Source organism: Campylobacter ureolyticus ACS-301-V-Sch3b (genome assembly GCF_000413435.1).
Taxonomy (GTDB): Bacteria; Campylobacterota; Campylobacteria; order Campylobacterales; family Campylobacteraceae; genus Campylobacter_B; species Campylobacter_B ureolyticus_A.
In genome coordinates, this window is sequence record NZ_KE340328.1 from 35,873 (window position 1) to 59,257 (window position 23,385).

At 30.2% G+C, this 23,385-nt stretch carries 22 protein-coding genes and 1 pseudogene; 16 read left to right on the forward strand and 7 right to left on the reverse strand.

The genetic code is table 11. The annotated features are described in order from the left end of the window. Nucleotides 1-9: 9 nt before the first annotated feature. The 8 genes from rplM to fldA all read left to right on the forward strand — a co-directional run bounded on the left by rplM (nt 10) and on the right by fldA (nt 7,970). Nucleotides 10-444, forward strand: coding sequence for a 50S ribosomal protein L13 (rplM, locus tag HMPREF9309_RS07455; RefSeq protein WP_016647329.1), 435 nt, complete (start codon nt 10-12; stop codon nt 442-444). A gap of 2 nt (nt 445-446) precedes the next feature. Continuing rightward, nucleotides 447-836 carry a 30S ribosomal protein S9 gene (gene rpsI, locus HMPREF9309_RS07460; RefSeq protein ID WP_016647330.1) on the forward strand — a complete coding sequence of 130 codons (390 nt, stop codon included), beginning with the start codon at nt 447-449 and terminating at the stop codon, nt 834-836. A 75-nt stretch (nt 837-911) separates the two neighbouring features. Then, nucleotides 912-1,904 carry an OmpA family protein gene (locus tag HMPREF9309_RS07465; RefSeq protein WP_016647331.1) on the forward strand — a complete coding sequence of 331 codons (993 nt, stop codon included), beginning with the start codon at nt 912-914 and terminating at the stop codon, nt 1,902-1,904. Nucleotides 1,905-1,956: 52 nt separating this feature from the next. Further along, the gene (locus tag HMPREF9309_RS07470) at nt 1,957-2,601 is read left to right on the forward strand and encodes an HAD family hydrolase (protein ID WP_016647332.1); all 645 of its coding nucleotides are present in this window, start codon (nt 1,957-1,959) and stop codon (nt 2,599-2,601) included. 109 nt (nt 2,602-2,710) lie between these two features. Next, nucleotides 2,711-6,259 (forward strand): pyruvate:ferredoxin (flavodoxin) oxidoreductase, encoded by a 3,549-nt coding sequence (gene nifJ, locus HMPREF9309_RS07475; RefSeq protein ID WP_016647333.1) that lies wholly within the window; start codon nt 2,711-2,713, stop codon nt 6,257-6,259. Nucleotides 6,260-6,457: 198 nt separating this feature from the next. After that, nucleotides 6,458-6,775: a DUF2325 domain-containing protein gene (locus HMPREF9309_RS07480; RefSeq protein ID WP_016647334.1), complete on the forward strand. Its 318-nt coding sequence runs from the start codon at nt 6,458-6,460 to the stop codon at nt 6,773-6,775. 3 nt (nt 6,776-6,778) lie between these two features. After that, nucleotides 6,779-7,471: a hypothetical protein gene (locus tag HMPREF9309_RS07485; RefSeq protein WP_016647335.1), complete on the forward strand. Its 693-nt coding sequence runs from the start codon at nt 6,779-6,781 to the stop codon at nt 7,469-7,471. A gap of 1 nt (nt 7,472) precedes the next feature. After that, entirely contained in the window at nt 7,473-7,970 is a 498-nt protein-coding gene (gene fldA, locus HMPREF9309_RS07490; RefSeq protein WP_016647336.1) for a flavodoxin FldA, read from the forward strand. A gap of 28 nt (nt 7,971-7,998) precedes the next feature. On the opposite strand, the gene HMPREF9309_RS07495 is transcribed toward fldA, so the two are convergent. From HMPREF9309_RS07495 to trpD, 5 genes and pseudogenes are all read right to left on the reverse strand, one after another. Next, the gene (locus HMPREF9309_RS07495) at nt 7,999-8,889 is read right to left on the reverse strand and encodes a hypothetical protein (RefSeq protein ID WP_016647337.1); all 891 of its coding nucleotides are present in this window, start codon (nt 8,887-8,889) and stop codon (nt 7,999-8,001) included. A gap of 1 nt (nt 8,890) precedes the next feature. Beyond that, nucleotides 8,891-9,655, reverse strand: coding sequence for a tryptophan synthase subunit alpha (trpA, locus tag HMPREF9309_RS07500; protein WP_016647338.1), 765 nt, complete (start codon nt 9,653-9,655; stop codon nt 8,891-8,893). Then, nucleotides 9,648-10,829 (reverse strand): tryptophan synthase subunit beta, encoded by a 1,182-nt coding sequence (gene trpB, locus HMPREF9309_RS07505; RefSeq protein ID WP_016647339.1) that lies wholly within the window; start codon nt 10,827-10,829, stop codon nt 9,648-9,650. Before trpB ends, trpA begins: the two co-directional genes overlap by 8 nt. A 62-nt stretch (nt 10,830-10,891) precedes the next feature. Further along, nucleotides 10,892-11,512, reverse strand: coding sequence for a phosphoribosylanthranilate isomerase (locus tag HMPREF9309_RS07510; protein ID WP_016647340.1), 621 nt, complete (start codon nt 11,510-11,512; stop codon nt 10,892-10,894). 1 nt (nt 11,513) lies between these two features. Further along, nucleotides 11,514-12,527: pseudogene (gene trpD / locus HMPREF9309_RS07515) on the reverse strand (anthranilate phosphoribosyltransferase); the annotation flags it as partial. A gap of 214 nt (nt 12,528-12,741) precedes the next feature. On the opposite strand from trpD, the gene HMPREF9309_RS07520 reads away from it, so the two are divergent. The 3 genes from HMPREF9309_RS07520 to HMPREF9309_RS09235 are packed head-to-tail and all read left to right on the forward strand — an operon-like array spanning nt 12,742 to nt 16,522. Then, the gene (locus tag HMPREF9309_RS07520) at nt 12,742-13,506 is read left to right on the forward strand and encodes a sulfite exporter TauE/SafE family protein (RefSeq protein WP_016647342.1); all 765 of its coding nucleotides are present in this window, start codon (nt 12,742-12,744) and stop codon (nt 13,504-13,506) included. A 37-nt stretch (nt 13,507-13,543) separates the two neighbouring features. Then, on the forward strand, nt 13,544-16,366 hold the full coding sequence (gene uvrA, locus HMPREF9309_RS07525) for an excinuclease ABC subunit UvrA (RefSeq protein WP_016647343.1): 2,823 nt from the start codon (nt 13,544-13,546) through the stop codon (nt 16,364-16,366). A 21-nt stretch (nt 16,367-16,387) separates the two neighbouring features. Further along, on the forward strand, nt 16,388-16,522 hold the full coding sequence (locus HMPREF9309_RS09235; protein ID WP_016647344.1) for a hypothetical protein: 135 nt from the start codon (nt 16,388-16,390) through the stop codon (nt 16,520-16,522). 168 nt (nt 16,523-16,690) lie between these two features. Here HMPREF9309_RS09235 and HMPREF9309_RS07530 read toward each other — a convergent pair whose 3' ends face one another. Next, the gene (locus HMPREF9309_RS07530; protein ID WP_016647345.1) at nt 16,691-17,029 is read right to left on the reverse strand and encodes a hypothetical protein; all 339 of its coding nucleotides are present in this window, start codon (nt 17,027-17,029) and stop codon (nt 16,691-16,693) included. A 68-nt stretch (nt 17,030-17,097) separates the two neighbouring features. Between HMPREF9309_RS07530 and polA the strand changes: the two genes are divergently transcribed. Further along, nucleotides 17,098-19,779, forward strand: coding sequence for a DNA polymerase I (gene polA, locus HMPREF9309_RS07535; protein WP_016647346.1), 2,682 nt, complete (start codon nt 17,098-17,100; stop codon nt 19,777-19,779). Between the two features lie 38 nt (nt 19,780-19,817). Here polA and HMPREF9309_RS07540 read toward each other — a convergent pair whose 3' ends face one another. Further along, entirely contained in the window at nt 19,818-20,204 is a 387-nt protein-coding gene (locus HMPREF9309_RS07540; RefSeq protein WP_016647347.1) for a hypothetical protein, read from the reverse strand. 164 nt (nt 20,205-20,368) lie between these two features. Between HMPREF9309_RS07540 and HMPREF9309_RS07545 the strand changes: the two genes are divergently transcribed. The 4 genes from HMPREF9309_RS07545 to obgE all read left to right on the forward strand — a co-directional run bounded on the left by HMPREF9309_RS07545 (nt 20,369) and on the right by obgE (nt 23,374). After that, the gene (locus HMPREF9309_RS07545) at nt 20,369-21,415 is read left to right on the forward strand and encodes a cytochrome-c peroxidase (RefSeq protein WP_016647348.1); all 1,047 of its coding nucleotides are present in this window, start codon (nt 20,369-20,371) and stop codon (nt 21,413-21,415) included. A gap of 254 nt (nt 21,416-21,669) precedes the next feature. Next, complete coding sequence (gene rplU / locus HMPREF9309_RS07550; RefSeq protein ID WP_034907971.1) at nt 21,670-21,981, forward strand: 50S ribosomal protein L21; 312 nt, start codon at nt 21,670-21,672, stop codon at nt 21,979-21,981. A gap of 9 nt (nt 21,982-21,990) precedes the next feature. Next, nucleotides 21,991-22,248, forward strand: coding sequence for a 50S ribosomal protein L27 (rpmA, locus tag HMPREF9309_RS07555; protein WP_016647350.1), 258 nt, complete (start codon nt 21,991-21,993; stop codon nt 22,246-22,248). A gap of 85 nt (nt 22,249-22,333) precedes the next feature. Beyond that, nucleotides 22,334-23,374, forward strand: a complete 1,041-nt coding sequence (gene obgE, locus HMPREF9309_RS07560; protein WP_016647351.1) for a GTPase ObgE — start codon at nt 22,334-22,336, stop codon at nt 23,372-23,374. Nucleotides 23,375-23,385 lie beyond the last annotated feature (11 nt).

Below are 23,385 nucleotides of genomic sequence, written 5' to 3' on the forward strand. Positions count from 1 at the left end.
GGTATAAAAATGACAAAAATTACAAAACCTACTGAGGTTAAACGCGATTGGATCGTTATAGATGCAACAGGTAAAAGATTTGGTAGAATGCTAACAGAAGTGGCTACCTTGCTTAGAGGAAAACATAAGCCAAGTTACACTCCAAATGTTGATTGTGGTGATTATGTGGTTATAATAAATGCTTCAAAAGCAGTTTATACAGGACTAAATAAGGGTGAAGATAAACTTTATCATAGGCATTCAGGATATTTTGGAAGCGTAAAAAGTGAAAAATTTGCAGAACTTTTAGAAAAAAATCCTGTTAAACTTTATAACTTAGCAGTTAGAGGAATGCTTCCAAAGACAAAACTTGGAAAAGAGATGATAAAAAAACTTAAAGTTTATGAGGGAAGTGAGCATCCTCACACAGCACAAACAAATAAAGCAAATAAAGAAGGAAAATAATTATGGCAACAGTTTATGCAACAGGTAAAAGAAAAATGGCAGTAGCAAAAGTGTGGGTTAAACCAGGAAGCGGTAAAATAACTGTTAATGATATGGATTTAAACTCATGGCTTGGCGGACTTGAAGCTATTAAGCTTAAGGTTATTCAACCACTACTTGTAACAAAACAAGAAAAATCAATGGACATAAGAGCTGTCGCAAATGGCGGTGGTTATAATGCGCAAGCTGAAGCTGTAAGACATGGTATTTCAAAAGCTTTAGCAGATATGGATGGCGATTTTAGAGCGGTATTAAAACCTGCTGGACTTTTAACAAGAGATAGTAGAGTTGTTGAAAGAAAGAAATTTGGTAGAAGAAAAGCTAGAAGAAGCCCACAATTTTCTAAGAGATAAAAGTTATTTTTTAAAAAGTATTTATGTTTTTTATGTTATAATCACAAATATATTTTTTGAAAGGAAAGGAAAAATATGAAAAAAATATTACTTGCAGTTAGTTTATGTGCATCAACTGCGCTTTTAGCAAATGATGCTAACTATCATTGGGAGTTTACTCCAACAGTTGGTGGAGTTTTACCTGAGGGAAATACAGGTCTTAAAAATTCATTTACATTTGGCGCAAGAATAGCTAAAAATTTAGGAAATGATGTTTGGCTAGATCAAATTGAGCTTGGATATGACAGAGTAAGCAATTTTAAAGTTAAAGATTCAGATGATTCAAATCTTGATTTAAATAGCTACTTTTTGAATTTTGTTAAAGATATTTATAGCTTTAATGACAATTTTAAACTATATGGCTTATTAGGTGCTGGATATATGGACTTTAGTGATGGAAGCGATGCTGATACAGGCTTTGGTCAATATGGTTTAGGTCTAAAATATTATGTAACAGATAACTTTGCTACAAAATTAGAAGTAAGAGATGCTATAACATTTGATCACGGTAATCATTATATGTTCTATAACTTAGGTTTTGGTGTTGATTTTGGCAAAAGAGCTGAAAATATTGCTCCTGTAGTTGTTGCTCCAATAGGCGATGAGGACGGAGATGGTGTTCCTGATAACTTAGACAAATGTCCTGGTACTCCAGCAGGTGTTGTAGTTGATGAGTTTGGTTGTGAAAAAGTTATTAGACTAAACTTAGGTGTTCATTTTGCATTTGATAGTGCAAAAGTAAGTGATGCAGCTAAAAAAGAGATTGATAAAGTAACTGATTATCTAAATACAACTGATAATTACAAAGTATTGCTTGAAGGACATACTGATAGCACAGGTAATGCAAACTATAATCAAAAATTATCAGAAAGAAGAGCTAATAGCGTTAAAAATGTATTAGTTAAACAAGGACTAGAAGCAGATAGAATTACTACTGTTGGTTATGGCGAAACTCAACCGGTTGCTACAAACGCAACAAAAGAGGGTCGTGCACAAAACAGAAGAGTTGATGCTAAATTTAGAAAATAATTTCTAAAAAACCCAAAGAGTGCTTTTTATAGCACTCTTTATTTATTCTTATATGCAAAAAATTATATTATTTGATCTTGATGGGACACTTATTGATTCTACTAAATCCATACTAGATGGTTTTAAATACGCTTTTAATATTCATGATAAATGCTATCCAGGTGATGATAAAGTTTTAAATTTGATTGGTCATCCGCTTGAGTTTATGTTTGAAAATTTAGGTGTAAATAAAGATATAGTTGGTGATTTTGTTCTATCATATAAAAAACACTATAAATCAACTTATTTAAACACTACTATTTTACTTCCAGCCGCAAGAAAAGCTATTTTAGAAGCCAATAAATTTGCTATTTTAGGAGTTGTAACTACTAAAACTTCTTTATATTCTAAAATTTTACTTGATGAGCTTGGTGTTGGAGAGTATTTTAAAGTTATCATTGGAAGAGATGATGTAACTTTTCCAAAACCAAATGCCGAGCCTATAAATAAGGCATTAAATTTTATAAATCAAAACATATCAAAAAATAATATTTTTATGATTGGTGATACTATAATGGATCTAGAAGCAGCTAAAAATGCCAATGTAAATGGCATAGGATTAACTTGTGGATATGGTAAATTTGATGATTTAAAAAACTATAGCACTAATATTTTTAAAACTCCGCTAGAAGCTGTTTTATATATAAAAAATTTATAACTCTAACTTTTTTTAAACTGCTTATTTTCTGTTCACCTTTTTTTTAACAATTTTAGATAAAATATCATAATTATACTTAGTTGAAAAAACCAAAGGAGCAGATATAAATATGAATAATAAAATAACAAAAACAATGGATGGAAACGAAGCAGCGGCATACGCATCATACGCTTTTACTGAAGTTGCTGGAATTTATCCAATAACCCCAAGTTCTCCAATGGCTGATTACACAGATGTTTGGGCAAGTATGGGTAAAAAAAATATTTTTGGAATGCCTGTTAAAGTTGTAGAAATGCAAAGTGAAGCTGGCGCTGCTGGCTCAGTTCATGGCTCACTTCAAGTAGGAGCTTTGACAACAACTTACACAGCATCACAAGGGCTTTTACTCAAAATTCCAAACATGTATAAAATAGCAGGGCAACATCTTCCTTGTGTTATACATGTTGCAGCTAGATCTTTGGCAGCTCAAGCACTTTCTATATTTGGAGATCACCAAGATATTTATGCCTGTAGACAAACAGGTTTTGCAATGTTAGCAAGTGATAGTGTGCAAGAGGTTATGGACTTAGCAGGAGTTGCACATCTTTCAGCTATTAAGGGTAAGGTTCCATTTTTGCATTTTTTTGATGGTTTTAGAACAAGCCATGAAATTCAAAAAGTTGAAGTTATTGATTATAATGATTTTGAAAAACTTTTAGATAAGGATGCAGTAAAAGAATTTAGGGATAATGCTCTAAATCCTAACCACCCAAAAACAAGAGGAACTGCACAAAATGATGATATTTATTTTCAAACAAGAGAGCTATCAAACAGATTTTATGATGAACTTCCCGATATTGTGGCTAATTATTTAAAAGAAATTTCAAAAATTACTGGAAGAGATTATAGGCCATTTAATTACTACGGGGAGCATGATGCAACTCGTATTATCATAGCTATGGGTTCAGTTAATCAAGCATTAGAAGAAGTTGTTGATTATTTAAATAAAAAAGGTGAAAAAGTAGGCCTTATAAAAGTTCATCTTTATAGACCATTTAGTTTAAAATATCTTTTTGATGTTATGCCAAAAAGTGTTCAAAAAATAGCAGTATTAGATCGCACAAAAGAGCCAGGCAGCATTGGTGAGCCACTTTATTTAGATGTTAAAGCAGCATTTTATGGAAATGATAATGCACCATTAATAGTAGGTGGAAGATACGGGCTTAGTTCAAAAGATACTGATCCAGCACAACTTATAGCAGTATTTGATGAGTTAAAAAAAGATAATCCTAAAAATGGATTTACAATTGGAATTAACGATGATGTCACTCATACTTCTCTTAAGGTTGGAGAAAAAATATCGCTTGGAAATGATGATGACATAGAGTGCTTGTTTTACGGGCTTGGGGCTGATGGAACAGTTGGAGCAAATAAAAATTCTATTAAAATAATTGGAGATAAAACTAATCTTTATGCACAGGCATATTTTGCTTATGATAGTAAAAAATCAGGCGGATATACAAGAAGTCATTTAAGATTTGGCAAAAAGCCTATTAGATCAACATATCTTGTATCAAACCCACACTTTGTTGCCTGTTCAGTTGCTTCATATTTGGAAATTTATGATGTTATTGATGGCATTAGAGAAAATGGAACTTTTCTTTTAAATTCAATTTGGGATGCCAAGGAAACAGTTGAAAAACTACCAAATAAAGTTAAAAAAATATTAGCTTTAAAAAATGTAAATTTCTTTATTATAAATGCTACAAAATTAGCTCATGATATCGGTCTTGGAAATAGAACAAATACTATTATGCAATCAGCATTTTTTAAACTAGCCAATATCATACCTTTTGATGAAGCAAAAAACTATATGAAAGAATATGCTAAAAAAACTTATGGCAAAAAAGGCGATAAAATAATTGAGATGAACTATAAGGCAATTGATGAAGGAGCAGATAAGTTAGTTCAAGTAAAAGTTGATAAAGAATGGATAAATTTAGAAGATGAGATAAAAAAAGAAGACTTTTATAAAGGAAGTGAATTTGTAGAAAACATCGTAAAACCAATGAATGCTGCAAGAGGCGATGATTTGCCAGTATCAGCTTTTTTGGGTTATGAGGATGGAAGTTTTGAAGCAGGAACTACAAAATATGAAAAAAGAGGTGTTGGTGTAACCGTTCCAAAATGGATAAAAGAAAACTGTATTCAGTGTAATCAATGCGTCTATGTATGCCCGCATGCTGTTATAAGAGCTTTTTTGCTTGATGAAAATGATGAGGCTAAAGCAAATTTAAGTGATGATTTGCTTGAGGCAAAAGGCAAGGAATTAAAAGGGTTAAAATACAAAATTCAAGTAAGTCCACTTGATTGCACTGGCTGTGAGTTATGTGCTCAAAACTGTCCAAGTAAAGAAAAATCTTTAGTAATGGTTCCTTTAGAAGAAGAGCTTAAAAAAGGAGAGCAAGAAAAAGCGGACTTTTTATTTGAAAATGTAAAATATAAAGATGATTTAATGAATAAGCAAAGCGTTAAAGGTATTGGTTTTTCAAGACCTTATTTTGAATTTCATGGAGCATGTCCAGGATGTGGTGAAACACCGTATATTACGCTTTTAACTAGACTTTACGGAGATCATTTAATAATTGCCAACGCTACTGGTTGTAGCTCTATATATGGCGGTTCAGCTCCTTCAACTCCATATACAAAAGATGAAACTGGAAAAGGTGTAGCATGGGCAAATTCGCTTTTTGAAGACAATGCTGAGTTTGGTATGGGCATGAAAATAGCAAATGAAACTATTAGACATAGAATTGAAAATATAATGCTTGATAATATTGATAAAGTCCCAAATAATTTAAAAGCTTTATATAATGATTGGATTACAAATAAATTTGACTTTTTTAAATCAAATGAAATTTCAAAAACATTAGTTCCTATTTTAAAACAAAATCAAAATATTGAAAGTGTTAAAGAGATTTTAAATTTAAAAGACTATTTGCCAAATATTTCTCAATGGATTATTGGAGGTGATGGTTGGGCGTATGATATTGGTTTTGGTGGGCTTGATCACGCACTAGCTAGTGGAGAAAATATAAATATTTTAGTTCTTGATACAGAGGTTTATTCAAATACTGGCGGACAAAGTTCAAAATCTTCAAGAACTGGATCTATTGCGCAATTTACAGCTTCTGGAAAAAGAATGCAAAAAAAAGATCTAGGCATTATGATGATGACTTATGGAAATATTTTTGTTGCGCAAATTAACTCAAATGCCTCACAAGCAAATACAATAAAAGCAATTATCGCAGCTGAAGCTTATGATGGACCTAGCTTAATTATAGCATATAGCCCGTGCATTGCTCATGGTATAAAAGGCGGACTTGGACACTCTGGAAATCAAGCAGAGCTTGCCACAAAATGTGGATATTGGCCAACTTATACTTATGATCCTGATTTAATAAAAGAGGGCAAGAATCCTTTAAAACTAACTTCAAAAGAGCCTAATTTTGACCTTTATGAAGAGTTTTTATTAAATGAGACTAGATACAATGCCCTTAAAAAAATAAATCCAGAACATGCAAAAGAGCTTTTTGAAATAAATAAGCTTGATGCCATAAGAAGATATAAACAATTAAAACGTCTTTGCAATGCTGATTATAGCGATGAGCTAGTTTAAAACCCATTTAAATTCGAAAGTCTTTTTAAATAAAGACTTTCGAAACTTTAGAATAAATTCATTTAATTTAAAATATATTTTCATTATAAAACTGCAAAACACAATAAATTTTTAACAATATTTAAAATGATAATGAGTATCAGAGATTTTTAAGCAATATTTCTATATAATAACTAAAAATAACAATAAGGAGAATGAATGTCAGTTTTAGTTATAGGAGCCGATGAAATAACACCTATTAAGGCTGTTTTAAAAGATCTTGGAGCTAGTAAGATAGAGCACTGGGATGCTAGAAATGAAAATAGAGTTAATAGAAAGTCAATTCCGCAAGATGTGGAGTGTGTGGTTATGTTAACTTCATTTTTAAATCACAATACCATGAGAAAAATTAAAAGTGATGTTAAGAAAAGAAAAATTCCTTTAGTTTGCGCTAAAAGAAGTGTGAGCTGTGTGTTTTGTGAGTTTTGTAAAATTTTTAACTTAAATAAAGAATTTTGCTCAAAAACTGGTTGCTAAGAGATGAAATTTGGTTTTTTAGCTGGAGGCGGTGAGTTTGTGCCAAGCGTTTTTAAGGAATTTTCAAAAGAAGAAATTAGACTTTTTTTTCTAGTTTTTTATAATGCTTTTGTAAAAGATGATTTGAAAATTCCTTTAAAATATGCAAAATTAGCTAATTCTTTAGAAGAAATTTTTTTACTTTATATAGCGGAGTTTTTGCCAAAAAAATCAACTTGTAAAATTTCAAATAAAATTTATGAAGAACATGCTAGTAAAAACTACTCTTTTTTACTCAGCACTCCAAAAGATAGCGTAGCTAAGATAATAAAAATGATTTATTATAAAAACTTAAAAGGACTCGTTTTTGAAGCAGATTTTATGTTTAAAAACTATGTTTTTAATAAAATTTATAAAACCCATCTGGGAAAAAATATTTTTATAAAAGATGAAATTTTATATCTAAAAAAACCAAATAACGGATATTTGTGTGTTATGCCTTACTTTAATAAATTTGACTTAAAGGAAAAAGATTTACAAGAAAAAATAAATTTTGCTTTTAGCTTAAGTAACCAGTTACACGAAATTTACATAGTTTTGCCTAGACAAAAAGGATTTTGCAGGCATTTACAAATACAAGGATCAATTTTAGATGGTAAAAAAAGCATAAAGTTGGTTCCTTATTCAATTACAAATAAAATAATTCAAAGGAGTTAATGTGAGTTTGGCAATAGTTTATGGAAGTTCAATGGGAAATACCGAAAACGCAGCAAACCTAATATGTGAAAAACTAGGCATAGAAGCTGATGTTTTGGATGTGGCAAATACAAGTGCAGATACTATAAATGGTTATGATAAATTAATCTGTGGTACTTCTACTTGGAATAATGGCGATATGCAAGATGATTGGGATAGTTTTGATTTTGGTTCACTAAAGCTTAGCGGAAAAACTGTAGCAGTTTTTGGTGTAGGAGATAGTCAGGGTTATAGTGATGAGTTTTGCGATGGTATGGCTAAGCTCTTTAATGAGCTTAAAAATGCAGGAGCTAATTTAGTTGGAGAGATAAGCACTGATGGATATAGCTTTGATGAAAGTGAGGCTTTAAATAATAATGGTAACTTTGTTGGTCTAGCTCTTGATTATGATAATGAAGAAGAAATGAACGAGCAAAGAGTTGATAATTGGATAAAAATAATAAAACCTCTATTTTCTTAGATTAAATTTGGTGTTTTAAACACCAAATTTAAATCTCATTTTTACTTTTGCAAATTTTTAAAAATTCTCTAAATTTATCTTTATCAACAATCATATTTTCATAGATATTTTGTGGAATTTCACTATCTAGGAGTATGAAACTTAAATATACTTTCCCATTACTTTTTATCAGTAAAACTTCTTTTTCATCGCTAATTTTTTCTTGGTAAATTATGCTTGCATCGCTTTGATACTCGTTTTTATAAAGCTCATTGTGAGTTTTTATTTCTTTGCTAAGCATTTTTTCTTCAAAATTTTCTTCTTTATCTGGCTTATCGTCTTTAATATCATCATAATCATCTAAATCATTTGATGTTTCATTTACTTCTTCTTTATCTTGTCTATCTTCCATAGCGTTACTAAAACTATCAAATTCTTCGTTTTGTTTTTTTATTTTTTTATAAATTATAAAAGCTATTATAAAAATTAAAAATACAATAGCGATTAAAAACTTATAAATACCACTTGATTTTTCACCACTTTTTTTATCATCTTTTAAAACTTTACTAGTGTTATTTACTATTTTATTTGTAAATTTGACATTTAGCTCTAACCCATCTTGTAAGATAGAAGCATTTGTTTCTAAATTTGAACTGCCTTTTATGCTTATTTCGGCATTATTTTTATTGTTTTGAATTACAAATTCTTTTATAATATTTGAGTTTAATTGGTTTGTAAATTTCTCATTTGTTTGGGTGTTTTCAAGTATAATAATTAAACTATCTTTGTCTTTTTTTTCAAATATTCCACCATCAAAAGCTGAGTCGAAAAAAAGTTTTAAAACTACATCATTATCGTTTTCGACAGCATCATATTTCAGCAAAGTTGCTGAGTTTAAAAAACTAAATAGTACAAAAACACTAAAAATTACTTTTTTCATTTTAATCCTTAAAGATTTCATCAATTTTTACTAAAGCTTCTTTAACGCTAAATTCGCTTAAAAGTTTAACTATAGATGTTCCTACTATAACTCCATCAGCATAAGTTTTAGTTAGTTTTACATCCTCATTTGTTCTTATACCAAAACCAACAGCAATCGGCAAATCACTTGCTTTTTTAATATCAGATATCATATTTTTTAGTCTGCTTATTGGGGTTTGTTTGCCACCTGTTACGCCAATTGAGCCAATTGCATATATAAATCCACTCGATTTTTCTAAAAGTTTTTTTAATCTGTATTCTGACGTTATGCTTATAAGTGGAATTAAGCTAATTTCATATTTTTTACAAATTTCAAAAAGCTCATCGCTTTCCTCGCAAGGAAGATCTGGAACTATAAGACCGCTAATGCCTACCTCTTTTGCTTTTTTTACAAAATTTTCTAACCCATAGCAAAAAATTAAATTATAATAAACTAAAAAAACTAAGCATTTATTAGTTTTACATTCTTTTAACATTTCAAATACTTTATCAGTATTTACATCATTTCGACAAGCTTTAAAGCTTGCATCAAAAATGACTTTTCCATCAGCCAAAGGATCAGTATATGGAATACCAAGCTCAAGAATGTCAATTGAGCACTTATCAAGATTATTAATAAGTTCTTTTGTATAGTTTAAATCTGGATAGCCAGCCACGATATAGCCAATATTTGCTTTTTTACCATTTTTTAATTTTTTGTCAAAAGACTCTTTTATTTTATCCATAAATTCTTCCTTTTTTATAGTTCATCACAGTATCCATATCTTTATCGCCTCTACCTGAAACATTTACAACTATTGTTGATTTTTTGTCTAGTTTAGGGCAAAGTTTTTCTAAATATGCTAGAGCATGAGCGCTTTCAATAGCTGGTATGATCCCTTCTTTTTGTGATAGAAGTTTTAAAGCATTTATGCACTCATCATCAGTTACTGCATAATAATTTGCTCTTTTTGTTTTAAATAAATTTGAATGTTCTGGTCCAACACCAGGATAATCAAGTCCTGCAGAAATACTATGTACAGGTAAAATTCTACCAAATTTATCCTGCAAAACGATAGTTTTCATACCGTGTATTATTCCTTCTTTTCCATTTGTAAGAGTTGCTGCGTTGTATGGTGTGTTTGCTCCAAGTCCGCCTGCTTCAACCCCTATTAAATTTATATTTTTATCATCTAAAAAAGCTGAAAATATTCCCATTGCATTGCTTCCACCACCAACACAAGCGATTATATAATCAGCATTTATGCCTTTTTCTTTTAGTTGAGCTTTTGTTTCATTTCCAATTATGCTTTGAAAATCCCTTACCATAGTAGGATATGGGTATGGTCCAACGACTGAGCCAATTACATAAAAAACACTTTCTATTTCATTAACCCATGCTTGGATTGCCGCTGTGGTAGCTTCTTTTAATGTTTTTAAACCATCTTTTATTTCAACTACATTTGCACCTAGAAGTTTCATTCGAAATTTATTGAGCTCTTGTCTTTTGGCATCTACTTCGCCCATATAAACATCACATTCAAGTCCTAAAAGTGCTGCAGCTGTAGCTGTAGCTACTCCGTGCTGTCCAGCTCCTGTTTCAGCAATCACTTTCTTTTTGCCCATTTTTTTAGCTAGTAAAGTTTGGCCTAGGGCGTTGTTTATTTTATGTGCTCCTGTGTGATTTAAATCTTCTCTTTTTAAATAAATTTCATGTCCGTAGTATTTGCTTAAATTTTTTGCATGATATAAAGGAGTTGGACGTCCAACATACTCTTTTAAAAGATAATTAAGCTCATCTTTAAACTCTTTTGATTTTGCTATTTTTTTATATGCATTTTCAAGCTCTTCAACTGCAAACATTGCGGTTTCTGGTATAAATTGACCGCCAAAATCACCAAAATATGCTTTTTTATTCATGTGTTACCTTCTTTTTTTTGTATGATTATATATAAATTTATTTAAATTTAAGCTAATATTTACTACTTATATCCATTTTCTTTTAGAATTTTTAAAATTTCAATTATTAATTTAGGATCTTTTATACCATTTTTATCTTCAACAAGGCTATTTATATCTAAAATTTTTGGATTATGCTTTGCAGCCTCTAAGACATTGCCAGAGCCTATTCCTCCAGCCATAATAAAACTAAATGGTTCTAAATTTTTTAAAATTTCCCAACAAAAACTAACTCCATTTCCACCAAGTTTTTTTCCTTTATAATCAAATAGTGCTAAATCAAATTTAAAATTTTCCAAATTTGGCAAAACATCTAAAACGCTAAAAACTTTCCAAACTTTTATATTGTTTTTATTTAAATTCTCATATAAATTTAAACTATAATCTCCATAAATTTGAGCTGCATAAAGCTTTGCTTTTAGTGAGTTGTTTAAAATTTCATCTTCTGTTAAATTTGCAAAAACACCAACGCATTTTTTACCACTATTTTTTACAAAGGTTGAAATCTCGGTAGCTGTTTTAAGGTTAACTTTTCTAATTGATTGGGCAAAAATAACACCTAAATAATCAATATCTAAATTTATAATGCTTTTTGCCTCATCTAGGCTTTTAATACCACAAATTTTAACCTCTATTTTTTCCACATTAAGCCTTATTTAAACTCTTATAATTTTGATAAAATTCCCAAACTTTTCCGCTTTTTATAGCATCTAAGATTATTTCTTTTGCGTCATTTGGGCTTTTAACTTTATCGGCACAATACATTCCAAACATTGAATTTAATATAACTATGTCAAATTTTGCTCCACTTATTTCACCCTTTAAAGTTGCTTCTAAAATTTTGGCATTTTCATCACCTGTGCCACCTTCGACATCTTTGTGAAACGCTCTTTGAAAGCCAAATTGCTCGGGCGTGATTTTATATTCTAAAATTTTACCATCTTTTACTTCATGAATTAGTGTTTCATCGCAAATTGTTATCTCATCCATTCCATCCATTCCATGAACTACCAAAGCGTGTTTTCTTCCTAGATGCATCAAAGTTTCAGCCATTAAGCCATTAACTTCTTCTAGGTAGTTTCCAGCTAGTTGATATGTAAGACTTAAATTTGGATTTAAAAGTGGTCCTAGTATATTAAAAACAGTGCCTATTTTTAAGCGGTTGCGAACTTCTTTAACTTCGGCTGTAATTTTATGAAAAAACGGCGCATGAAAAAAGGCTAAATTTGCTTTTTCTATGAGTTTATCATTTTCTTCTATGCTTGAGCTAAAGGGGATATTTAAGGCTGATAATGCATCACTACTTCCGCTTTTACTAGTTATTGCTCTATTTCCGTGTTTGGCTACTTTCACGCCAAGAGCTGCTAAAATAAACGCACAAGTTGTTGAAACATTTATCGTTTTTAACTTATCTCCACCAGTTCCTACTATGTCAAAATAATCATTTGGATTATTATAAGTAACTGAGTATTTTAAGATATTTTTAACAAAGGCAGCTAGGCTATCTGGGTAAAGACTTTTTTCACTTATTAAAACTAAAAGTCCCCCAAGTTGAACTATGTCATAATCTTTATTATGTATCGTTTCACAAATTATCTCATAATCGCTACTATCAAGCGGATAACCTTTTTGTAGTTTTATCATAAATGGTGCAAAATCTTGCATATTTTATTCCTTTTTTTGCTAAATTTTGTAAAACTAATCAAATTTACAGCTACAAAACTTTTAAAATATTTATATGGCAAAATAATAGTTTTTAAAAAAAACATAAAATCCCTAAAAGCAAATTTTGCGTATTATATCAAAAAATAACTTTTGCTTATATTTAACTACTTTTTGATACAATTTTTATATTTTTATTTTTGGAAAATTTATGGAAAGCTTATTTGATATTTTTATATTTTTGGTGTTTGGAACTGTTGTTGGTATAGTCTCAGGTTTTTTTGGTATAGGTGGTGGAAGTGTTGTTGTGCCAACTATGATTTTTATGGGATATAGTATAAAAACTGCAGTTGGAGTTTCAGTTGTGCAGATGCTTTTTAGCTCTATTTTTGGCTCATATCTTAATTATAAAGCTGGAAAACTTAGGATAAATGAGGGAATTTTTGTTAGTTTTGGAGGATTTGTAGGGGCTATTTTTAGTGGATTTATCGTATCAAATGTTAGTGAAATAGTCTTAGAAATTTTTCTATCATTTGTGCTTTTAATTTCAATTTTAAAATTTTTCTTTTCCCAAGAAAATGATAAAAATGGAAAAGCTAAAAAAGAGATTGATTCAAAACCACTTTTGTTTTTATTAGGGCTTTTTATAGGAGCTTTTGCAGTTAGCACTGGTGTTGGTGGAGCTGTTTTTTTAACACCTATTTTAGTGGGATTTATGGGATTTGATATAAAAAAAGCTATTTCAATGGGACTATTTTTTGTAATATTTTCTTCTATATCGGGATTTATAAGTATGTCATTAAATGGACTTGTAAATTTTAAATACGGAATTATGTTAGGATTTGGATCTCTTTTGGGTGTTTATTTTGGTATAAAGTTAAGCCATAGAGTAAATAAAAAATTACAAAAAAACCTTCTTTTAGCCCTATATTCATTAATGCTTTTATTTATGCTTAAAAAAATTTTTGTGTTATAATATCAAATTTGAAATTTTATAAAAGAATAGGAAAATTATGAACGATTTTATAGAAATTTATGGCGCAAGAGAAAATAATCTAAAAAATTTAAATCTAAAAATTCCAAAGAATAAATTTGTGGTTTTTACAGGACTTAGTGGAAGTGGAAAAAGCACACTTGCCTTTGATACCTTATATGCCGAAGGACAAAGGCGTTATATGGAAAGCTTAAGTTCATACGCAAGACAGTTTTTAGATAGGGCTGGAAAACCAGATGTTGATAAGATAAATGGACTTACTCCAGCCATTGCGATTGACCAAAAAACAACTTCTAAAAACCCTCGTTCAACAGTTGGAACAATAACTGAGATATATGATTATTTAAGGCTTTTATTTGCACGAGTTGGAGTTCAGCACTGTCATAAGTGCGGTAAGCCAATTTCTAAAATGAGTGCAAGCGATATAATAAATGAAATTTTAAAGCTTCCTGAAAATTCTAAAATAATTATCTCATCTCCAATTGCAAGAGAAAAAAAAGGAACTTTTGTTGATGAGCTAGAAAGCCTAAGAAGCAAAGGCTTTATAAGGGCAAAAATTGATGGAGTTATGGTAAGACTTGATGAAGATATCAAACTTTCAAAGACTAAAAAACATACAATTTTTGCTGTAATTGATAGAGTTGTAGTAAATGCTGAAAATAAAGAAAGAATTGCCTCAGATGTAGAAAAAGCTCTAAATTTAAGTTATGGGGAGCTTGAGGTTGAAGTGATGAATGCTGATGAGGTTGGAGTAGAAGAAACAAATATTCATTATAGCGAGCATATGGCTTGTTTTGATTGTAAAATTTCTTTTACACCGCTTGAGCCACTGACTTTTAGCTTTAACTCAGTTAAAGGAGCTTGTGAAGAGTGTGATGGGCTTGGAGTTAGATACACAATTGATATAAATAAGATAGTAAATGAACAAAATAGTGTCCAAAAAGGTGCTATCAAACTACTATATGGCTTTAATAAAAGTTATTATCATAAATTTATGATTGCATTTTGTGAACAAAATAATATTCCCACAAACATACCTTATGGTGAGCTTAAAGAAAGTGATAAAAAACTTATTTTATATGGAAATAGCAAAGAAATAAAATTTGTATGGAAAAGACATGCATTAACTCGTAAATTTGAAGGTGCGTTGAAATATGTTTATGAAATGCTCAAAAATGAGAGTGATTTTGAGGATTTTATGACAGAAAGAACTTGTCCAACTTGTAAAGGACATAGGCTAAAAGCACAAAGTTTGGCTGTTTTAGTTGCTAATAAAAATATAGCCGACATAATAGATATGAGTATAGAAAATTGTGTTGAGTTTTTTAAAAATAATAAAAATTTTAGCTATTTAAGCACTCAGCAAAAAACAATTGCAAAGCCAATACTAAAAGAAATAAGAGAAAGGCTTATGTTTTTAAACAATGTGGGTCTTGGATATCTAAGTTTGGGGCGCGATAGTAGGACTATAAGTGGTGGAGAGGCTCAAAGGATAAGGATTGCTTCACAAATAGGAAGTGGCTTAAGTGGGGTTATGTATGTCCTTGATGAGCCAAGCATTGGGCTTCATGAAAGAGATACTTTAAAGCTTATTAAAACACTTGATGATTTAAGGGATAAAGGAAATACCTTAATCGTTGTTGAGCATGATAAAAAAACTATTGAAAATGCGGACTTTGTAGTAGATATCGGACCAGCTGCTGGAAAAAAAGGTGGGGAAGTTATATTTGCAGGAGATGTAAAAACGCTCTTAAAAAGCGATACTCAAACTGCAAAATATCTAAATGGTATAAAAAAAATAAATCATCAAAAAAATAGACCGCAAGAAAATTGGCTTACTTTAAAAAATGTAACGATTAATAATATTTCAAATTTAAGTGCCAAATTTCCTCTTGGAAATTTAGTCTGCTTAACAGGTGTTAGCGGAAGTGGAAAAAGCTCACTTTTACTTCAAACTCTTTTACCAACGGCATTAGAAGAGTTAAATCATGCTAGAAAAGTAAAAACTTTAAAAAGTGCAAAAATTGAAGGACTACAAAATTTAGATAAAGTTATCTATCTTGATCAAAGTCCAATAGGAAGAACCCCAAGAAGCAATCCAGCAACTTATACTGGCGTAATGGATGAGATAAGAAATTTATTTGCACAAACTAAAGAAGCAAAAGCAAGAGGTTATAAAATAGGCAGATTTAGCTTTAATGTAAAAGGTGGAAGATGCGAAAAATGTAGTGGTGATGGTGTTATAAAGATAGAAATGCACTTTTTGCCAGATATTACTGTTGAGTGTGATACTTGTCATGGAACTCGCTACAACGATCAAACTTTGGAAATTTTATATAAAGGAAAAAACATAGCTGAGGTTTTGGCAATGAGCGTGGATGAGGCTTTTGAGTTTTTTAAAGCAGTTCCAAAGATAAAAGCAAAACTAAAAACTATGAAAGATGTTGGGCTTGGTTATGTAACTTTGGGGCAAAATGCAACTACTCTAAGTGGTGGCGAAGCTCAAAGAGTAAAGCTTGCAAAAGAGTTAAGTAAAGCAGATACTGGCAAGACTCTTTATATTTTAGATGAACCAACCACTGGACTTCACTTTGCAGATGTTGATAAACTTGTTGGAGTTTTGGGTCATTTAGTCGATCTTGGAAATTCAGTTTTTGTAATTGAGCATAATATGGATATTATAAAAAATGCTGATTATATTGTAGATATGGGACCAGAAGGTGGAAGTAAAGGTGGTAAAATTATAGCTGCTGGAACTCCAAAAGAACTTGCTAAAAACTATAAAAAAACAGGCTCTTACACAGGTGAGTTTTTGGTGCAAGAATTAAAAAATATGGATTAATTTTTTAAAGGGGAAATTTGGATGAGTATATATTTAATAGATATAGAAAATGTAAATTTAGAACTATTTTTAAAAAGTAAGAATTTTGAGAAAACAGATAAATTTTATCTTGTTAGCAATTCAAATTTAAAATTTTTATTAAAAAGCAAGTTGTAAATTTAAGCTTTTAGAATTCTTTATCAAAGCCTGATATGATTAAGAATTAGATATTAAAAATGATATAAAAAATTAAAAACTCATACAAATAATGCTTTGGCTAAAAATATGAAATTTTAAAAAAATATATAAATTTAGAGGCAGCTTTTGCCTCTAAATTTTAAAATCTTATTTAAAAATTGGTTTTTCTTTACCGTTTATGTTGAAAACTCCTTCATTGTTTCTATAGAAAATTTCAACTTTTTCATCTTTTGTAACAAGTCTTATACCATTTGCACTAACAGCTCTTTTAACATCAAAAGTTCCTAGGTCTGTTACGCTTAAAATTGCACTTTCAAAGTTATCATCGCTATAAATTTTATATGAATTTCCATTTACATCTTTAAAAACTTCTAGTGTTGTTTTTGGAGCAACTACACCGTAATAGTTTTTATAAGCACCATTGCTTCCTGCACAACCTGCCAAAAATAGCCCTACAAAAGCACAAAAAATTATTTTTTTAAACATATTTTCTCCTTAGATAATTAAATTGTGATAGAATTATACACAAAAATCACTAAATTTAAGGAAAATTTATGAAAACACTTACGATTATTGACACTTTTGGCTTTTTTTTTAGACTATATTATGCGATGAGTTCCTTAAAAAGCAAAGATGGAAAGCCAAGTTCTATGGTTTTTGGATTTGCAAATTTTATATCAAATTTACAAAATGAATATAAAAGTGATTATTTAATTTTTGCACTTGATAGCAAGGGGAAAACTTTTAGAAGTGAGATTGATCCAAACTATAAAGCCAACCGTCAAACTCCGCCCGATGGACTTTTAGCCCAGCTTACAGTTTGCATAGATATGATAGAAAAAATGGGACTTTGTAGTGTTTCTTATGAAGGATATGAGGCTGATGATATCATCGCAAGTGCTGTAAAAAAGCTAGAAAATGAAGATGTTTTTATAAATGTTGTAACACATGATAAAGATCTTTATCAGCTGATAAAAGATGGAAAAGTTTCTATTTATAGTCCATCAAAAAAACTTTTTTATGATAGTGCGGCTTGCTATGAGAAGTATGGTGTTTATCCAAATCAAATTAGAGATTTTTTAGCAATTACAGGCGATAGTAGTGATAATATCCCAGGAGTTAAAGGTATCGGCGACAAGGGTGCTAAGAAACTTTTAGATGAGTTTAAAAACATTGAAGAAATTTATGAAAATTTAGATAAAGTACCAAACAAAAGACATCAAAATTTACTTCTTGAAAGCAAAGAAAATGCTTTTTTAAGTAAAAAACTAGCATCCTTATATGATAATTTAGAAATTCCAAATTTAGAAAACGCTAAATTTCCAACTTCAAATCCACTTTTAAAAGTTACAGATATCTTAAAAAGATATTCTCTAAGTAAAATTTTAGCTACTTTGGAAACCCATTTAAATTTTGGGGACAATGATATTAAAAATGATGAAAATTTAGAAAAAAATAGTGATAAATTTGAAGCTATTTTGTTAAATGATGAAAAAAAACTTAAAGAAGTGTTAGAGAAAATAGATAAAGACACAGTTGTTGCTTTTGATACGGAGACAACAGGACTTGATAGTAAAAATGATAAAATTGTTGGATTTTCATTTTGTTTTGAAGACAATAAAGCTTACTATGTTCCACTAAATCACAACTATTTAGGTGTGGATAAGCAAATTGATCAAGGTACTGCAAAAAAAGCTATTTTAAAACTTTATGATTCAAATTTAGTTGGTCATAATCTAAAATTTGACTTTGATATTATAAAACATAATTTTGATATAGATACGCCTAAGAATTATTTTGATACTATGATTTTATCATGGCTTGAAAATCCAGAAAAAAGTGCTGGAATGGATAATTTAGCAAAAAGATTATTTGATTATGATACGGTTAAATTTGAAAATATTGTAAAAAAAGGAGAAAATTTTTCTAATGTATCTTTAAAAAATGCTAGTAAATATGCAGCTGAAGATGCTTGGATAACACTTAAGTTTTATAAGTATTTTGTGAAAAATCTAGATAATAATCTTTTAAATTTAGCTAAAAATTTGGAATTTCCATTTATAAAAGTTCTTTTGCATATGGAAAATTTGGGCATTTTGACAAACACAAAAAAGTTAAAAGAAATGAGTCTTAACTTAGATGATAAAATTAAAAATCTAACTAATGAAATTTATGATTTGAGTGGTGAAAAATTTAATATAAATTCTCCAAAACAGCTTGGAGTAGTGCTTTTTGAAAAATTAAATTTACCAACTAAGAAAAAAACAAAAACCGGCTATAGCACCGATGAAAGCGTTTTAAACTCACTTTTAAATGAGCATAAAGTTATAAAAAAACTACTTGATTACAGAGAACTTTACAAGCTTTCAAGCACTTATGTGGAGCCACTTTTAAAATACTCATTGGAGGATAAAAGAAATGGTGGTGAGGGTAGGATTTATACTCAGTTTTTACAAACTGGAACAAGTACAGGAAGATTATCATCTAAAAATCCAAACCTTCAAAATATCCCAGCAAGAGGAAGTTTGGCAAAAGATATAAGGGATTGTTTTGTTGCTAAAAGTGGATTTAGCTTGATTTCGCTTGATTATTCTCAAATTGAGCTTAGGCTTTTGGCTCATTTTAGTAAAGATCCATCACTTTTAAAAGCATTTAATGATGGTGAGGATATCCATACAAGAACGGCAATTAGTATATTTGGAAGCAGTGATAAAGATAAAAGAGCTATTGCAAAAAGTATAAATTTTGGACTAATATATGGAATGGGAGCTAATAAACTTTCAAATGAGCTTGGAATTTCAAGGAATGAGGCAAAAGACTATATAGAGCGTTATTTTAAGGCTTTTGTTACAATAAAAGAGTTTTTAGAAAGCATTAAAACAAGTGCTAAAAATAGTGGTTTTACAACTACTCTTTTAGGAAGAAAAAGATTTTTTGATTTTGCAAATGCTAGACCTAGGGAATTTGCTATGTATGAAAGAGAAAGTGTTAATACTAAATTTCAAGGAAGTGCAGCCGATATCATAAAAATGGCGATGGTAAAAATTTATCCTTTGTTAAACGAAAATGCTAGGATGCTTTTACAAATTCACGATGAACTTATTTTTGAGGTAAAAGATGAGATGATTGATGAGTTTGGCATGACAGCTAAGGACATTATGCAAAATATTTATAAGTTAAATGTCCCATTAATAAGCAGCCTCTGTGTTGCAAAAAGCTGGGGCGAGTTAAAGTAAATTAAGCAAAAAGCCTTAACTTTAAGGCTTTTAAATTTTTAAATGCAGCTATTCACAGCTTCTTTTAGATTTTGAACATATCCATCTTTATCGGTTATTAAAGCTCTTTCGCAGCAGTTTTTTTCAGGAATTGTCGAGCAGCCATCATCATCGCATACATCAACCATAGCACCTGTTGGTTTGCAGTTTTCCCAAATATAGATTTTATTTCCAGCTGAGTTTTGTCTAGTTGAGGTTGGATTTCCCCAAGTATTTATTATTGTGTCAATATGGAAGTTGTTTTTATTATTATTTACTTCTTTTGGTTTAGAACTTTCTTCTTTTTTTGTATTTTGCATTGTAGTTTTGCCAATATTCCAGTTTGAAACGCTACATCCAGATACAAAAAGAGCTATTATAAAGACACTAAGATTTATTTTTTTCATAACTTATCCCTTTGTTTATTAAATTTTTAAAACTTTATTATATCTTAAATTTGATTAAATATTTTTTATAGGTTATTTAAAACTATTCCACATATTAAAAATTCATAATATTTTAATGAAATTCTTTATATAATATACTTACATTTTAACAAAAAGGAGAAAATATGAAAAAGTTATCAATAGTTCTTTGTTCAGCTTTAGCTCTAAACTTTGCTTTTGCAAGCTCATTAGCTGATGATGCAAAAAATTTAGGTCTTATGCCTTTACCAAAAAGTGAAAAGAATTTAAAAAAGCTAATTGAAGATAGTTCGCCTGATGCACAAGCTTTCCCTACAACAAAGGAAAGAGTTGAGCTTGGAAAAATGCTATATTTTGATCCAAGACTTTCTAAAAGTGGAATTGTTTCTTGTAATACCTGTCATAATTTAGGATATGGCGGAGCTGATAATATACCTGCTTCAACAGGACATAAATGGACTCCAAACCCACATCATGTAAATGCTCCAACAGTTTATAACTCAGTATTTAACTCAGTTCAATTTTGGGATGGTAGAGCAGCCCATCTTGCAGAGCAAGCAGCTGGACCTATGACAGCTATGCCTGAGATGGCATCAACTCCTGAAAGAGTAGAAAAAGTTATTAACTCAATTCCTGAGTATGTTGAGTTGTTTGGAAAAGCATTTGATCTTAAAAAAGATGAGCCTGTAAATTTTGATCTTGTAACTACAGCTATTGGAGTTTTTGAAAGAACATTAGTTACTCCAACAAGATTTGATGATTTTCTAAATGGCGATAAAAATGCTCTTACAAAAGATGAACAAGATGGTTTAAAACTATTTTTAGAAAAAGGTTGTACAACTTGCCACAATGGTGTAAATTTGGGTGGCAATATGCAGGCATTCGGCGTGGTTGCTAAGTATAAATTTGCCAATGTTGGTGACTTTACAGGAGATAAAAATGGAATGGTAAAAACTCCTGTTTTAAGAAATGTTTTATTAACTCAACCATATTTCCATAATGGAGCTATTTGGGATATAGAAGATGCCATAAAGGAGATGGGAAGTATTCAGCTTGGCATCCAAATTTCAGATGAAGAAGCTGCTTCAATAGCAACATTCTTTGAATCATTAAATGGTAAAATGCCTGAAATAATTTATCCTGTTTTACCAGCTTCAACAAAAAATACTCCAAAACCAGAACTTGACTATTAATTTATAGATAAGTTAAGCTCAAAACCTTATATTTTAAGGTTTTGAGCCATTAAAATATAAATATCAAATTTCTAAAAAATTAGATGAAAAATCTGTAACTACACTTTCTTTACTTAAATAAAATTATAAAAAATAAGCTTAGATTAAAATTTTTAAGATATAATTACCAACTTATGGATCATTTTGGCTTCTTTTAAATCTTGCTATGAGGCAAGTGCCAAATGGTTACTTACCAAAATATAAAGGATGGTTTGATGTATGCAATTATCAAACACAGTGGGAAACAGTATAAAGTTAGCGAAGGTGACTTTCTAAATTTAGACCGTTTTGAAGCTGAGAAAAAAGACACTATTGAGCTTACTGATGTTTTAGCAGTAAACAAAGATGGTGATTTAAAGGTAGGAGCACCGTTTGTAGAGGGTGCAAAAGTTGTCTTGGAAGTAGTAAATCTTGGAAAAGATAAAAAAGTTGTTATCTTTAAAAAAAGACGCAGAAAAGACTCAAAATTAAAACGCGGTTTTAGAAGACAATATACTCGCGTAAAAGTAACTGAAATTTCAGCCTAAGGAGTAGATATGGCACACAAAAAAGGTCAAGGTTCAACCCAGAATAATAGAGATTCTATTGGACGCCGCTTAGGTGTTAAGAAATTTGGCGGTGAGTTTGTAAGAGCTGGAAATATCATTGTTCGTCAAAGAGGTACCGCAACACACGCTGGAAATAATGTAGGATTGGGAAGAGATCATACACTTTTTGCATTGACTGATGGTTTTGTTAAATTTGAAAGATTTGATAAAACTAGAAAACAAGTTTCTGTTTATCCAGCAGAATAAAATTTACGGCTTAATGCCGTAAATTCTTTAATTTTATACAAACTTATATTTTTTAATTTACTTATATTTCAAAAAGGTAAAAATTTTGTTTATTGATAGTGTTAAATTTAGCGTAAAAGCTGGAAAAGGCGGCGCTGGAGCAAAAAGCTTTAGAAGAGAAAAATATGTTCCATTAGGCGGTCCAGATGGTGGCGACGGTGGTGATGGAGGTAATGTCTATTTTTTAGTAGATAACAATACTCACGCACTTGCGCATTACAGAGGAAAAAAACATTTTAAAGCTAAAAATGGTGAGCCTGGTGGCGGCAAAGGAATGACTGGAAAAAATGGTGAAGATTTGGTTTTAAAAGTTCCGCCCGGAACTCAAGTTTTAGATGAAAATGGAACTGTTTTGCTTGATTTGGTAGAAAGTGATAAAAAGGTTCTTTTTTTAAAAGGTGGAAAAGGTGGTCTTGGAAATGCAAGATTTAAAAACTCAACCAACCAAACACCAAATTATGCCCAGCCAGGACTTGATGGAGAGAGTAAAAATATCTCATTAGAACTTAAATTAATAGGAGATGTAGGACTTGTTGGATTTCCAAATGTTGGTAAGTCAACTTTGATTTCTACTATTTCAAATGCAAGACCACAAATTGCAAACTATGAATTTACAACCATTTCGCCAAAGCTTGGCATGGTTGAAATCGATGAGCTTAGTTCTTTTATAATGGCAGATATCCCAGGAATTATCGAAGGTGCAAGTGATGGCAGAGGTCTTGGAGTTCAGTTTTTAAGACACATAGAAAGAAATAAAATTCTACTTTTTGTTCTTGATAGTGCAAATCATAGAGATTTAAAAGAACAATTTATAACCCTAAAAGATGAAATTTCAAAGTTTTCTTCATCATTGGCCGAAAAACCATTTGCTATTATTTTTACCAAATCTGAAATTTGTGAAAACTTAGATGAAATTTACAGCACATTTTTAAGCGAATTTGGTTTTGAAAAAAAACAAAATATAGATATTTATAATAAATTTGATACAAAAAAACCATATTTTGTTTTACCAATTTCAAGCGCTATAAATTTAAATATTGATAAACTTAAAAATTATTTGCTTGAAATGTTAAAAATTTTAGATTAAAAGGGGAGTAA

What these genes read in the sequence shown, in the direction of transcription:
- HMPREF9309_RS07530 (WP_016647345.1), bottom strand. Translation starts at nt 17,029, where the DNA reads ATGTTTAAAAAAATAATTTTTTGTGCTTTTGTAGGGCTATTTTTGGCA.
- trpA (WP_016647338.1), bottom strand. Translation starts at nt 9,655, where the DNA reads ATGGATAAAATAAAAGAGTCTTTTGACAAAAAATTAAAAAATGGTAAA.
- rpmA (WP_016647350.1), top strand. Translation starts at nt 21,991, where the DNA reads ATGGCACACAAAAAAGGTCAAGGTTCAACCCAGAATAATAGAGATTCT.
- rpsI (WP_016647330.1), top strand. Translation starts at nt 447, where the DNA reads ATGGCAACAGTTTATGCAACAGGTAAAAGAAAAATGGCAGTAGCAAAA.
- HMPREF9309_RS07465 (WP_016647331.1), top strand. Translation starts at nt 912, where the DNA reads ATGAAAAAAATATTACTTGCAGTTAGTTTATGTGCATCAACTGCGCTT.
- rplU (WP_034907971.1), top strand. Translation starts at nt 21,670, where the DNA reads ATGTATGCAATTATCAAACACAGTGGGAAACAGTATAAAGTTAGCGAA.
- HMPREF9309_RS09235 (WP_016647344.1), top strand. Translation starts at nt 16,388, where the DNA reads ATGAGTATATATTTAATAGATATAGAAAATGTAAATTTAGAACTATTT.
- HMPREF9309_RS07495 (WP_016647337.1), bottom strand. Translation starts at nt 8,889, where the DNA reads ATGAAAAAAGTAATTTTTAGTGTTTTTGTACTATTTAGTTTTTTAAAC.
- HMPREF9309_RS07480 (WP_016647334.1), top strand. Translation starts at nt 6,458, where the DNA reads ATGTCAGTTTTAGTTATAGGAGCCGATGAAATAACACCTATTAAGGCT.
- trpB (WP_016647339.1), bottom strand. Translation starts at nt 10,829, where the DNA reads ATGAATAAAAAAGCATATTTTGGTGATTTTGGCGGTCAATTTATACCA.
- rplM (WP_016647329.1), top strand. Translation starts at nt 10, where the DNA reads ATGACAAAAATTACAAAACCTACTGAGGTTAAACGCGATTGGATCGTT.
- nifJ (WP_016647333.1), top strand. Translation starts at nt 2,711, where the DNA reads ATGAATAATAAAATAACAAAAACAATGGATGGAAACGAAGCAGCGGCA.
- uvrA (WP_016647343.1), top strand. Translation starts at nt 13,544, where the DNA reads ATGAACGATTTTATAGAAATTTATGGCGCAAGAGAAAATAATCTAAAA.
- HMPREF9309_RS07485 (WP_016647335.1), top strand. Translation starts at nt 6,779, where the DNA reads ATGAAATTTGGTTTTTTAGCTGGAGGCGGTGAGTTTGTGCCAAGCGTT.
- HMPREF9309_RS07545 (WP_016647348.1), top strand. Translation starts at nt 20,369, where the DNA reads ATGAAAAAGTTATCAATAGTTCTTTGTTCAGCTTTAGCTCTAAACTTT.
- HMPREF9309_RS07540 (WP_016647347.1), bottom strand. Translation starts at nt 20,204, where the DNA reads ATGAAAAAAATAAATCTTAGTGTCTTTATAATAGCTCTTTTTGTATCT.
- HMPREF9309_RS07470 (WP_016647332.1), top strand. Translation starts at nt 1,957, where the DNA reads ATGCAAAAAATTATATTATTTGATCTTGATGGGACACTTATTGATTCT.
- HMPREF9309_RS07520 (WP_016647342.1), top strand. Translation starts at nt 12,742, where the DNA reads ATGGAAAGCTTATTTGATATTTTTATATTTTTGGTGTTTGGAACTGTT.
- polA (WP_016647346.1), top strand. Translation starts at nt 17,098, where the DNA reads ATGAAAACACTTACGATTATTGACACTTTTGGCTTTTTTTTTAGACTA.